The organism is Pradoshia sp. Z5_111 (genome assembly GCF_058267535.1).
This window is the reverse complement of sequence record NZ_JBZCPQ010000002.1, coordinates 187,821-200,970: the sequence shown is the minus strand read 5'-3', so window position 1 is coordinate 200,970 and position 13,150 is coordinate 187,821. Positions and strand designations below refer to the sequence as shown.

The following is a 13,150-nucleotide window of genomic DNA, read 5'->3' as shown; positions in this document are numbered from 1 at the left end:
GATGAGGTGAACGTAAATGGAAATAGCAGAAATTCGTAATGAGTTAGAAAAAACAGCCACGCGTTTGGCGGACTTTAGGGGGTCTCTTTGACTTAGAAGAAAAAGAAGCCCGTATTATGGAATTGGACGAAATCATGTCCGAACCATCATTTTGGAATGACCAAGCGAAAGCACAGGGAATTATTAACGAAGCAAATGGCTTGAAGGATCAAGTTGGCGAATTCAATGCATTAAATGAGTCATACGAGAATTTGGATTTAACCTTTGAATTAATTAAGGAAGAGCCGGATGCAGACCTCCAGGAAGAATTGGAGAGCGAGCTTACGGAATTATCCGAGAGATTGAATGCATTTGAGCTTCAATTGTTATTGAGTGAAGAATATGACAAGAATAATGCCATTTTAGAGCTTCATCCGGGTGCAGGCGGAACGGAATCTCAGGATTGGGCTTCCTTACTGCTGCGTATGTATACAAGATGGGCAGAAAAGAAAGGCTTCAAGGTAGAAACACTTGATTATCTTCCTGGAGATGAAGCTGGCGTTAAAAGTGTAACTCTTGGCATTCGAGGTCACAATGCGTATGGTTATTTGAAAGCCGAAAAAGGTGTACACCGCCTAGTACGTATCTCGCCGTTTGACTCCTCAGGCCGTCGCCATACCTCTTTCGTATCCTGTGAGGTTATGCCTGAATTCAATGATGAGATTAATATCGAAATTCGCACTGAGGATTTGAAAATTGACACGTATCGTGCGAGCGGTGCCGGCGGTCAGCATATCAATACAACAGATTCTGCTGTTCGGATTACGCACTTACCAACCAATACAGTGGTCAGCTGCCAAACGGAGCGCTCCCAAATCAAGAACCGTGAAACAGCTATGAAAATGCTGAAATCCAAGCTTTATCAGCTGGAAATTGAGCAACAGGAAGCTGAATTGGCAGAAATTCGCGGAGAGCAAAAGGAAATTGGATGGGGAAGTCAAATCCGTTCCTATGTATTCCATCCATATTCCATGGTTAAGGACCATCGTACAAATGCAGAAACTGGGAATATTCAGGCTGTCATGGATGGAGATTTAGATATGTTCATCGATGCTTATTTACGTTCAAAATTATCCTAATTTATATAGAATTTTTTTAAGGATCAGCTAAAAAGTTAGCTGGTCCTTTTTTGTTTTAAAATTATTTAATTATTTTGTAATTTCTGTAACTTTTATCTATTTTATACGATATTATTAAAAGGTGGAATTTTTGAAAGGAAGTGATGGCATGAATGATACGGCTCTTGAAGTAAAGTCATTAACGAAAAAGATTGGCAGCACCGTTATTGTAAATGATGTGAGTTTTAGCGTTAAAAAGGGTGAAATTTTTGGGCTGCTTGGTCCGAACGGTGCTGGTAAGACAACGATTATTAGAATGATTGCCAGTCTGATTAATCGTTCGAATGGCCAGGTTATGATTAACGGCCATGATCTGGATAAGGATTTTGAAGGTGCCATGCATGATTTAGGCGCGATTGTAGAGAATCCAGAGTTTTACAAGTATATGACCGGTCGAAAGAATATGATTCACTATGCACGAATGGCTAAAGAAAAGATTACGGCAGAGCGCATAAATGAAGTTGCTCGCTTAGTAAAACTTGACCATGCGATGGATAAGAAAGTAAAGACATATTCATTGGGTATGCGTCAGCGCCTGGGTGTTGCACAGGCTGTCTTACATCGTCCTAGGTTATTGATCCTCGATGAACCGACCAACGGATTAGATCCACAAGGTATACGAGAATTCCGTGATTATTTACGCCAATTAGCAAATGAGGGAATAGGCGTGTTAATTTCCTCTCATTTATTATCAGAGATGCAATTAATGTGCGATCGTTTTGCAGTTATTGAAAAAGGCAAGCTCATACATATTGAGAATAATAGTATTGAAGAAAAAGAAGAGGATTTAAGAGAAGTAGTCTTCTCCATAAGCAATGTACTGTTAGCTGCCAAAATAATCAGAGAGCATTTTGCACTTCTGGATATTGTGAAACAGGATGAAAAGGTGATTACCATCCAAGCAACTCGCGAGGATGTTGCCAAAGTAAATCGCGAGTTAAATGAAGCAGGAGTAGATGTTTATGAAATTAGTGTCGTAAAGAAAACGCTTGAAGATCGATTCTTTGAGATTACGAAGCAAGAGGAGGTGCGTGTATGATTTCATTAATCAGGAATGAATGGATGAAGATATTCTCTAAAGTATCTTCGTATATTTTTATAGGCTTTTTGATTATAGCCGTGATTGGTTCGGCTACTCTTGTCAAGACACTCTTTACCAGCGAGGAAGATTGGCAGGAAGAGCAAGAATTAATCATTGAGTCAAATAAGGAAATACTTGCTGATCCGGATAGCGATGAAGAGTCGAAAATCTATGCGGCTGAAGATATTGAAATAGCACAAGCTACACTGGATGCCGGAGTAGATCCAAACAAGGTGACTACCTGGACATTTATGGCTGAGTGGGTGACCTCGATTGCATCATTTGTGACGCTGTTTGCGGTGATTGTATGCAGTGCATCCGTATCTGCTGAATTCTCTGATGGGACGATTAAACAATTATTAATCCGCCCGCACCGCCGTTGGAAAATCCTTTTATCGAAGTATATTTCCTCCCTGTTATTTGCAGGATTAATGCTTATCACCTTACTTGTCGCAGGGTACCTGGTAGGTTTATTATTCTTTGATCATGGTTCTTTTTCGGAGAAAGTAGCTGATCCTACGAGTTTTGAAAACAATACAGTCCTTGTCGGTTCCTATTTTATCGATATGGTGGTTTATTGGTTACCTGGTTTCCTCATTATCACGACGATTGCTTTTATGCTGAGTACCTTGTTTAAAAGCCAGGCAATCGCAGTTGGGGTGTCTGTTTTCATCCTGTTTGCTTCTTCAACGTTAAATTTTTTAATCACGTCCCTTGTTGAAAAATATGGATGGTTAAAATTTGTTTTGTTCCCGCATTTGGACATGAGGCGATATATTATGGAAATGACACCTATGTTTGAAGGAGCAACGGTAGGCTTCTCACTGGGTGTACTGGCTGTCTATTACTTGCTGTTTATGGCTATCACGTTTATTGTTTTCCAAAAGAAAGATATATCCATCTGATTGGTGAAAGGTACTCTTTAGAAGAGTGCCTATTTCTTTGCCTTTTAGGTGTGCTTATTGTCTGACTTTTTCATCTTCTGTTGCCTTTCATTGTTTCATGTCGAAATTTCGTATAGAATGAATATACTTTATTAAATGTTTAGACGGAGGCTTTTGCAATCGTGAAGAAAAAAAGAAACGCACAGAAGGAATCGCATCCTTACTTCAATTTAATTAAGGATTATTTATATGTTCTGATCGGCTCTGCCATTGTGGCCATCTCCTTTAATATGTTTTTACTGCCGACAAAAGTTGCATCCGGTGGGGTCAGCGGAATCAGTACGATTACGTATAATGTATTCGGATGGGAGCCGGCCTTTGTACAATGGGCCTTTAATATTCCGCTTTTTGTAGCAGGGGTTATACTGCTCGGCACACATTTTGGAATCAAAACGGCTGTTGGGACAATCTTTTTCCCGTTCGTAGTTTTCCTAACGAGTGACTGGTCTCCATGGACTCAGGATCCTTTATTGGGAGCTTTATTTGGCGGGATTGGTGTTGGATTGGGACTTGGGATTGTATTCCTTGGAAAAGCATCAACAGGTGGTACCGATTTAGCGGCACAAATTGTCAATAAATACACCGGGCTATCGTTAGGAACCTGTGTTGCTGCCATTGATGGTTTGATCGTATTGGCTGCTTGTCTTGTATTTGATATCGAGCAAGGCCTTTATGCTTTAATTGGGCTATATGTAACGAGTAAAACTATTGATTTAGTCCAAGTTGGCATTAATCGCTCTAAAACAGTTATGATCATTACCAATCATGAAACGGAAGTAAGAAGAGCTATATTGGAAGAAGTGGACCGCGGGGTCACAAGAATATCTGCCCATGGCGGTTATACAGAGAGTGAACGTCCGGTATTAATGTGTGTAATTGACCAAACTGATTTCACAAAACTGAAACAAGTAGTTCAACGTATTGATGATCAGGCATTTGTCGTCGTTATGGATGCTGCTGAGGTACTTGGAGAGGGTTTTAAAAAAGCCTAGATACAGCTAAAATAAGGGCATACAAATGTTTTCCTAATATTGGGAGGGGACTTCCTTGAAGAACTATTTGCATTTTGGCATAGCAGTTGTTATCATTGCCCTTGTTGGTTGTACAACTCATTCGGGTACAGAGAAAAATGAAACAGCCTCATCGACTCCCATTTCGATTGCAAATGATGGAAGTGAAGCGGCAAAGATTTATGAACAAAAATGTTCAAATTGCCATGGAGACACACTTGAAGGCCGGATTGGTCCTGGGTTGGTTTCTGTAGGTGAAAAATTATCCGTGCAGCAAATTGAAGCGATCATCAATGATGGAGCACCTGCCATGCCAGGTGATTTGATTTCAGAGGATGATGCTACAAAAGTGGCTGAATGGCTTAGCAATAAGCAGTGAAGTATTTTAATAGAATTTACCAAACCGGAGGAGATCATCTTACCGGTTTCTCTTTGTCCTTTAATTGAATAGGTTAAATGACCTTTTCTTTAAGAATGGAACATGAGTACGATGAACCACAGGGTTGTTAAAACTATATTAACGGTATCTGACAAAAAAGGTAATATAGTTGAAATATAAATGTAATATAAACGTGGTTTTTCTGACATTTTATGATGTTATAATAAAATCGTGACAAAAGATGGATTTTTCCATCATAAAACAAGAAATAACGACACCTGTCGATAAAGCATAGAGGTACTATACACAACATGAAGGTAGAAAAGGTGAAAACGACATGATAGAAATGATTAATGTTCAAAAGACATATCCTAATGGCGTTTCAGCAGTCAAGGGCCTTAATGTAAAAATCAAATCAGGAGAATTTGTTTACGTTGTTGGGCCAAGTGGCGCAGGGAAGTCTACATTTATTAAGATGATGTACCGCGAAGAAAAACCGACAAGTGGTACAATCATGATCAATGGCAGGAATATTGCCAATATCAAAAACTCGAAGGTACCTCTTTTAAGAAGAGATATCGGGGTAATCTTCCAGGATTATAAACTGTTAAATAATCTTACAGTCTATGAAAATGTAGCTTTTGCTCTGGAAGTAACAGAGGAAAGACCACAGGTCATTAAGCAAAAAGTTATGGACGTACTTGATTTGGTTGGTTTAAAGCATAAGGTTCGTATGATTCCGACTGAATTGTCCGGGGGAGAACAACAAAGGGTAGCTATTGCCCGATCCATCGTTCGTTCGCCTAAGCTGGTAATTGCAGATGAGCCGACTGGTAACCTGGATCCAGAAACATCATGGGAGATCATGAAGATTTTTGAAGAAATCAACAGTCTCGGTACAACGGTTGTGATGGCAACCCATAATAAAGAGATTGTTAATACACTGCAACATAGAGTTATTGCGATAGAGAATGGATACATCGTGCGTGATGAACAGAAGGGGGAATATGGCTATGAACTTTAGAACCTTCCTCCGACATATAAAAGAAAGTTTCAAAAACATTGGCAGAAACGGCTGGATGACATTTGCTTCTGTCAGCGCCGTAACAGTTACACTATCTTTAGTTGGTGTATTTGTTGTTATTATGATGAACTTAAATAACTTTGCCAGCAGCATTGAGAGTGATGTTGAAGTACGTGTCCATGTGGATCGCACTGCTACTGAAGAACAAAGGATTCAACTTGAGAGTAATCTAGAAAAATTAGGGGAAGTAGATTCTATTATTTTTTCCCCGAAAGAAGATGAATTAAACAACCTGATTGAAAATATGGGTGATCAGGGAAGTGCCTTTGAACTCTTTGAGCAGGATAATCCTCTGAACGATGTATATATTATCAAAACATATCGCCCTGGCGATGTCGCAAAGGTTGCGGTAGAAGCAGGGAAAATGGATTATGTTGAAACTGTCAAATACGGACAGGGCTTCGTTGAAAAAATGTTTAAAATAGTCGATACATCACGGAATGTAGGGATTGTTTTAATCGCAGCCTTGCTGTTTACGGCTATGTTCTTGATATCCAATACGATTAAAATTACCATCTTCGCAAGAAGACGTGAAATCGAGATTATGAGATTAGTAGGTGCCACAAACGGATTTATCCGTTGGCCGTTTTTCCTTGAAGGATTATGGCTCGGCATTATGGGATCTATTATCCCGATAGGTATTATTGCTATAGGCTATAAGTTCCTTTACGATAATTTTGCAACAGGTTTAACTATTGATTATATGAACCTGCTTCCGTACAATCCATTTATTTATCAAGTGTCCCTATTGATTGTCCTGTTTGGAGCTTTGATTGGTATTTGGGGAAGCTTAATGTCAGTTCGTAAGTTTTTGAAAATATAACTATCCAAAGTTTAATAGTATCAATCATGCCCCCTCCGAATAAGGGGGCCTACATAGAATAGACAGAATGTGTTACCTAGTATGAAAGGGGAAAGTCACGTGAAGAAGACTATTGTTGCATTAAACACGGCATTAGTGCTGGGTTTTGCTGGCCTTTTTGGAGGCAGTGTTCAAGCAGCATCCATTGATTCTTTACAACAAAAGAAGAATAACATCCAAGAAAAGAAATCAGCGGTTGAATCAGATATCTCAGAAGCAAACGGTAAGATCAACCAGATCGAATCTCAAAAAGCTGAAGTAAAAGCAGAACTTAATAAATTACAAAAATCGATAACTGAAACACAAGAGAAAATTAAAGAGAAAAATAGCCAAATCACTTCGACACAAGATAAAATTACTAGTTTAAAAGAAAGCATCAAAGAAATTGAGGCCAGAATTGAAACTCGTAATGAGATTTTGAAAGAACGGGCTCGCTCCTACCAGCAAAATGGCGGAGGAGTAAATTATTTAGAGGTTGTTTTTGGAGCCAGCAGTTTTGGTGAATTTGTTGAACGTGTAGGAGCTGTATCCACTATTATGCAAGCGGATAAGGATATCTTAACGGAACAAGAAAATGATAAAGCTGACTTGGTTGCAAAAAAAGAAGAAGTTGAAGATAAGCTCAGTAAATTAAATGCAATGAAACAAGAGCTTGTAACGATAAATGAAAAGCTCGATGGCCAGAAGGTCGAAAAAAATAAATTAATGGCTATTCTGAAATCCGAACAGGCTGAAATTGAGGAAGAAAAACTAAGCCTGGAAGAGGAAAAGCAATTATTGGCGAGTCAGGCAGAAGCTGTGAAAAAAGCCATTCAACAAGAAAAGGACCGTCAGGCAGAAGAAGCTAAAAAAGTTTCTGCAAGCACAGGCGGGGGAAATGGTAATACAGTATCTGCACCGGCTCCGGCCATTACGTCCGGTAAATTTATGCGTCCTGCTGCAGGATATGTATCCTCCGGATTTGGCGGAAGATGGGGAAGAAATCATAACGGGATTGATATTGCCAAGTCAGGCACAGTTCCAGTCGTAGCTTCGGCAGCTGGTGTCGTAACAAGGTCAAATTATTCAAGCTCCTATGGAAATGTTATTTACCTGTCGCACTATATAGATGGACAAGTTTATACAACAGTCTATGCCCATTTGAGATCAAGAAACGTTTCTGAGGGTCAAACAGTAAGCAAGGGCCAACAAATTGGTATCATGGGGAATACGGGTCGTTCATTTGGACAGCATTTACATTTTGAATTATACGTAGGTGAATGGACTGCTTCTAAAAAGAATGCTGTAGATCCATTGAAATATTTGACTGGTATGTAAGATCAAAGATGCACGTAACGCAGTTCTATATTGAACTGCGTTTTTATGTTCGTGAGATAAATGCGAATATGCTAGCAAAGAAACCCGAAATATGTCGGGTTACCCACTATTTTGATGGACAATTTAAGTATACTATTTAGACACCTCCTGCTAAAATTTGTATTATAGTATAAAAATTTACAAATAGTGAGGTGTGGCATGGAGGGTGTTATTTTGAAGGATTTTCTGATCAAGGACGATCAACAGTTTACAGATTTTATCAGTAAACAAAAAGAACTCTATGATCCTGCACAAATTGATTTACATAGTATTATATTTTCACTGAATGATTTATTTCCTAATAACTATGAAAAACAGAAATATTTTCTGAAGGAATATTATATCAATTGCAGAGATGCTATAAAACCTCACATATTAATGGAATACTTTACGATGCAAGGAGATACGAAAGAAGTAGAATCCCTCCTTCAATCTGAGAAAGAATTCGACAGTCCCGAGATGAGAACATGGATCTCTATCTATTCCATCCTAAGTAAGCGAAGAGATGGTCTTTTAACCGGTACGGATTTAATTGATGCCATTTTTAAGGTGAAGAATACGAATAATGAAACGCTTATACTATCGTTAATTATTCATTTATATGGAATCAGTGAGACAGGCCTTTATGAGCCTTTTCATAAGGTCAGGCGTGTAATCGTCCCAATGGTTGAATTAATGGATAATGATTTCCTGCGTGAATCATATTCAATCCGTTTGGCTGAGATGGAAGTTCTCACCTACCTGTATATGAATAAAATTGATCTCTGCAGAGAAAAATGCATGAAAGTGATTGAAAGGCGCGAATTGGAAGTGTATTTTCCTGTTATCTATTCCGTTTTCTATCATACATTGGGTCAATCCTTTATGTTTGAAAATTATCAGGTGGCAAAATACTGGTTAAAAAAATCAATGGCGACTTTGAGTTCCCTGCCAGCCGAAATACAATCCAAAAGGATGAATTTTTTAATAAATACCATGGAGTTTTTGAATTCTTTTTGGGGAGTCGATACAGACTCAATACCAAAGGATGAAGCAGAAAAAGCCCATCGCTATCTTGTAACAGGACGATTAGAAGAGGCTTTGCATATATTAGATAATTTAAAAAAAGAGAATGGATATTTAACATCCTATCAGCTATTTTTTTATAGCATCGCAACTGATAATGAAAAGTTAATGCAGGTTGCCAGAGATGTTTTTACATCGAACTCAAACTTTCTTTATCTTCAACTATTGAACTCCGAGAATGTACATAGATACAAAGCAAGATTGGGAGGTGAATAGGTTTATGAAGCGAATAGCTGGGTTTGTCATCACGTTATGCATACTGACTTGCGCTTTTGGCAGTGCTGCAGTATTTGCTAAAGATCCAGGACCGATTGCTCCGGGTGCCAGTCAAAAATTAGATAAGTAATCATACTATGTACAAGCCTTTCATACTGTATATAGTAGGACTAAGCATTGCACATTTATACGTGCAGTGCTTTTTTAATTGGTAAAAACTATGAAAGGAGCAATCTATGAAAAATAAATGGTACTGGTTATTTTCTGTGGCCATCTTTCTATTAGTTGTTACAATCGCTGGCTTGTGGTGGAAGTATGAGACGTTGGAGAATACGCTTGAATCGAAGAGTCAAAAAGAGAATCAGGCTGATTCCTGGCCCCAGCTTGAAAAAGTACGACAGGCATATGATATTATTACGTCTAATTACGTAGAGCGTATAGATGAAGGGAAACTGACTGAAGGAGCTATTAAAGGAATGCTTGGGGAACTCAATGATCCATACTCGGTATATATGGATGAAGAGACCTCCTCTCAGTTCCAACAAACATTGGATTCCAAGTTTCAGGGGATTGGGGCTGAGATTAGTTTTATGGACGGTAAGTTTATCATTGTGTCACCATTTAAAAATTCCCCGGCTGAACGATCCGGCATAAAACCTGGTGATGAGATTATCCGTATTGATAGTAAGGATGTTAAGGGATTGGAGCTATATGATGTGGTTTCCTTGATTCGTGGGAAGATTGGAACTAAAGTGACGATAGACATTAAAAGAAACGGCAATGAACAACCAATCACGTTTTTAGTGGAACGGGATGAGATTCCGGTTGAAACGATTCACACGGCTGTCAAAAAAGTAAGGGATAAAAAAATTGGGTATATCCAAATCACCTCATTCAGTGAACAAACTGCAGAGGATTTTCTGGATGACCTAAAAGGTCTGGAAGAGGATAAGGTGGATGGACTTTTGATTGATGTAAGGGGAAATCCTGGGGGACTGTTAACAAGTGTTCAGGAAATCCTGGAGGTGTTTGTGACGAATGAACATCCTTATATTCAAATTCAAGAGAGGAATGGCAAAAAGAATAAATTTTTCTCTACGTTAAAAAGCGAGAAGGAGTACCCGATTGCTGTGCTTATTAATAAGGGAAGCGCCTCAGCCTCAGAAATATTTGCCGGTGCCATGCAGGAAGCAGAAGGTTATCCATTGATTGGTGAGAAAACATTTGGAAAAGGGACCGTCCAGCAGCCGGTTTCAATGGGAGATGGAAGTACCATTAAGTTAACTTTCTATAAATGGCTGACACCAGATGGTACATGGATTCATAAAAAGGGTATTAATCCGACGATGTCTGTCCAACAAGATAGCTACTATACTTTACAGCCCCTTGTTGTTACGGAAGACCTGCGGAAGGATATGAATAATAAACAGGTGAAGACGCTGCAGCAGATGTTAGAGGGATTGGGGTATGCACCAGGGCGTACAGATGGGTATTTTAGCGGTAAGACAGAGAAGGCTGTCCTAGCCTTTCAGCGGATGCATAAATTGCCGGTTACAGGGAGTGTTGATCAGGATGTTGCAGCTAAGCTCCAGCAGGCAGTTGTGGATAAGATTAAGGATGAAAAAAATGACCGTCAGCTGCAAACAGGATTAAGTTGGTTGGCCCAGCAATAGTATTCGGTTGTTATGGATACCTCCCGAAAATATGGAGTGGCTTGGTTTTTAATTGAATAGCATAAAAAAGTGAGGGCTATGGGTCTTCGCTTTTTTATATGGCTGATTCCATACACTAAGTTCATTGTCCAATCGATATAAAGAAAATCTGATAAAACCAACTTTCACTATGTAATGGTCGGGATCATTTTCGACAGGCTTACACTGCTATATTATCGTAATTCGTTACCGACTCTTTTGTTTCTTCTACTGGGAGGATATCAGAGAAGTTCTTGGTGAGTTTTGTAGTATAGTGACAATTTGAAAAGAATTAATAGGAAAGGAGGGGGGGATTTGATAGAATATTAAGTAAGTGTATGCGAGGTTGGTGATTAATTTGTGGGAAACGTGGATAATTGAGATAGCTAAAGGAATAGGTGAATTGTTTTTACACCCGCTTTTCTATGTGGGTTTTATACTTACATATATACTTGGCTCAATGAGGGTCAAACAGGAAAGAAAACTGTTTCATGTCCGTGTAGAGGATTCTATGATTGAAATGAAGGAATATATTGTTCCTAGTTTAGTATGGGGACTCATACTCTCGGTCATCACTGGGCTACTCGGCTTAGCTGTACCGTTTGATTTCATTGTAATCTTAGGAATCTTCACATTACTGATTAGTGTAAGCATGCAAATTAGATTTCTTTCCCCGGCCTATACAGTTGGATTGGCCTTTCTTATCATCTATATTTTATATGGAACTGGATTTGAGGGCATCCTGAATAATAGTTATTTTGTATTTGAGCAGGCGATTTATCCCTCAATAGCTGTTTTAATAGGTTTATTGATTATTACAGAGGGTGTATTAATTCGGAAAAGGGGAGCTATTCAAGTTTCTCCTTCAGTTGAAAAAGGAAAACGCGGTCTCTATATTGGAACGCAAACAACAAAAAGAGTTTGGCTGGTGCCGGTTTTATTATTTATTCCTAATGGTATGTTGAATGTAAGCGGCGATTTTTGGCCTGTCTTTACTTTTGGAGGAACGGATTGGAGTCCTATTCTGGTGCCATTTTTTATAGGGTTCTCCTTTAAAGCGAAAAGCAATTTGATGGGAAATGTGGCTGGAAGGCTTGGAAAACATGTAACGATCCTGGGAATTATGGTATTAGCCCTGGCTATGGCTGGAAAGTGGTACCCAATCGTCAGTTTGGCAGCTGTCATTATTGCTATCATTGGCAGGGAAGTCATACAGTTTGTGTATAAAAATAATGAAAATCAATCAAATGCTTTCTTCACTTCAGGAAAAAAAGGCTTAATGATCCTGGGTGTCCTTCCGGAATCGCCGGCAGAGCGAATGGGGTTAAAAGCAGGGGAGCGTTTGACCCGTGTGAATGGCCAACAGGTTTACAACTCTGAGCAACTTTATGAAGCCTTACAAATCAATCGTGCCCATTGTAAGCTGGAAGTCTATGATACGAATGAGCAAATCAGGCTTGTTCAAAATGCCTTATACGAGGGAGACCATCATGAATTAGGTATTTTGACAGTCGATAGTGAACTGAAGAGGTAAAAGCTTCGAGTTAAATGGTATTTTAATAGAATGAATAAAACGGTGGTCACAGGCTTATATTGTGACCACTGTTTTATTGTGATGATATTATTTAACTATTCCTGGACTTATTCAAAATCATATTTCCTACTCTTATCAACTGTTCCTGATCAAACATCTCATCAAATTCCAATCTACGCTTACCATATTGGATTTTTAATCCTCTTTCTAATAATCCATCCTTGAACCAATTGACGTTTCTAACGGTCTGATACCTGAATCTTTGTACTACACTGAACCTCTTGTTAACAAAGATTATTCTTTTATTGGTAGGAATTAAGTATCCGAAGATTTCCTTCTTGCTGCTTTTATCATATTCACAGAAAATGAAGGCCAAAGCCTTCTCATTAGGTTCAAAAACACGTTGGATAAGGGTTTTAAAGAATACTTTATTTCTCTTAATTTCATTATATTCATAAGGGGAACATGTTTGGACGTTATTTTCCATTAAATTAGAGATGATGGCTTCAATTTCTCTTCTTTCCTGTTCTTCTCGTTCACGTTTTAGCCTCTCTTTTTCCTGTTGCCTTTGAAGGCGAGCATGTTTCTTTTCGATTCTCTTTTGTTCAACCTCAGCTTTAACCTCGGCGTATTTTTCTTTTTTTGTAAATAAATTAATTAGCATATCTTCTATTTTATAAAAAATGGTTTGATAAATATTCATTTCAGCCCTCTTACCTATTCTTTTTTGTATCCTTCTGCCGACCAACTTATTGTCTCTATCTGTGACTC

13 protein-coding genes are annotated in these 13,150 nt (G+C 38.7%); 12 read left to right on the top strand and 1 reads right to left on the bottom strand.

What is annotated here, in order from left to right; all coding sequences use genetic code 11:
• The first annotated feature begins 16 nt into the window (after window positions 1-16).
• The 12 genes from prfB to AC4D4A_RS05250 all read left to right on the top strand — a co-directional run bounded on the left by prfB (window position 17) and on the right by AC4D4A_RS05250 (window position 12,379).
• A protein-coding gene (gene prfB, locus AC4D4A_RS05305) for a peptide chain release factor 2 (protein WP_455660673.1) occupies window positions 17-1,118 on the top strand; the annotation gives its coding sequence in 2 pieces (ribosomal slippage) (window positions 17-88 and window positions 90-1,118; 1,101 coding nt in all).
• A 148-nt stretch (window positions 1,119-1,266) separates the two neighbouring features.
• Window positions 1,267-2,196, top strand: coding sequence for an ABC transporter ATP-binding protein (locus AC4D4A_RS05300; protein ID WP_490994926.1), 930 nt, complete (start codon window positions 1,267-1,269; stop codon window positions 2,194-2,196).
• The gene (locus tag AC4D4A_RS05295; RefSeq protein ID WP_490994925.1) at window positions 2,193-3,143 is read left to right on the top strand and encodes an ABC transporter permease; all 951 of its coding nucleotides are present in this window, start codon (window positions 2,193-2,195) and stop codon (window positions 3,141-3,143) included. The genes AC4D4A_RS05300 and AC4D4A_RS05295 overlap by 4 nt, the downstream gene beginning before the upstream one ends.
• 161 nt (window positions 3,144-3,304) lie before the next feature.
• Window positions 3,305-4,174 carry a YitT family protein gene (locus AC4D4A_RS05290; protein ID WP_490994924.1) on the top strand — a complete coding sequence of 290 codons (870 nt, stop codon included), beginning with the start codon at window positions 3,305-3,307 and terminating at the stop codon, window positions 4,172-4,174.
• 55 nt (window positions 4,175-4,229) lie between these two features.
• On the top strand, window positions 4,230-4,571 hold the full coding sequence (locus tag AC4D4A_RS05285) for a c-type cytochrome (RefSeq protein WP_490994923.1): 342 nt from the start codon (window positions 4,230-4,232) through the stop codon (window positions 4,569-4,571).
• A 337-nt stretch (window positions 4,572-4,908) separates the two neighbouring features.
• A complete protein-coding gene (gene ftsE, locus AC4D4A_RS05280) occupies window positions 4,909-5,595 on the top strand; it encodes a cell division ATP-binding protein FtsE (protein ID WP_066106856.1) in 687 nt (228 codons plus the stop codon).
• On the top strand, window positions 5,585-6,478 hold the full coding sequence (ftsX, locus tag AC4D4A_RS05275; RefSeq protein WP_490994922.1) for a permease-like cell division protein FtsX: 894 nt from the start codon (window positions 5,585-5,587) through the stop codon (window positions 6,476-6,478). The genes ftsE and ftsX overlap by 11 nt, the downstream gene beginning before the upstream one ends.
• Before the next feature lie 99 nt (window positions 6,479-6,577).
• On the top strand, window positions 6,578-7,834 hold the full coding sequence (locus AC4D4A_RS05270; RefSeq protein WP_490994921.1) for a murein hydrolase activator EnvC family protein: 1,257 nt from the start codon (window positions 6,578-6,580) through the stop codon (window positions 7,832-7,834).
• 213 nt (window positions 7,835-8,047) lie between these two features.
• On the top strand, window positions 8,048-9,154 hold the full coding sequence (locus tag AC4D4A_RS05265) for an AimR family lysis-lysogeny pheromone receptor (RefSeq protein WP_490994920.1): 1,107 nt from the start codon (window positions 8,048-8,050) through the stop codon (window positions 9,152-9,154).
• 4 nt (window positions 9,155-9,158) lie between these two features.
• Entirely contained in the window at window positions 9,159-9,284 is a 126-nt protein-coding gene (locus tag AC4D4A_RS05260) for a hypothetical protein (protein ID WP_257469103.1), read from the top strand.
• A gap of 106 nt (window positions 9,285-9,390) precedes the next feature.
• Complete coding sequence (locus tag AC4D4A_RS05255; RefSeq protein ID WP_490994919.1) at window positions 9,391-10,827, top strand: S41 family peptidase; 1,437 nt, start codon at window positions 9,391-9,393, stop codon at window positions 10,825-10,827.
• A gap of 376 nt (window positions 10,828-11,203) precedes the next feature.
• The gene (locus AC4D4A_RS05250; RefSeq protein WP_490994918.1) at window positions 11,204-12,379 is read left to right on the top strand and encodes a PDZ domain-containing protein; all 1,176 of its coding nucleotides are present in this window, start codon (window positions 11,204-11,206) and stop codon (window positions 12,377-12,379) included.
• A 91-nt stretch (window positions 12,380-12,470) separates the two neighbouring features.
• On the opposite strand, the gene AC4D4A_RS05245 is transcribed toward AC4D4A_RS05250, so the two are convergent.
• Window positions 12,471-13,082: a PH domain-containing protein gene (locus tag AC4D4A_RS05245; RefSeq protein WP_490994917.1), complete on the bottom strand. Its 612-nt coding sequence runs from the start codon at window positions 13,080-13,082 to the stop codon at window positions 12,471-12,473.
• Window positions 13,083-13,150: the final 68 nt, after the last annotated feature.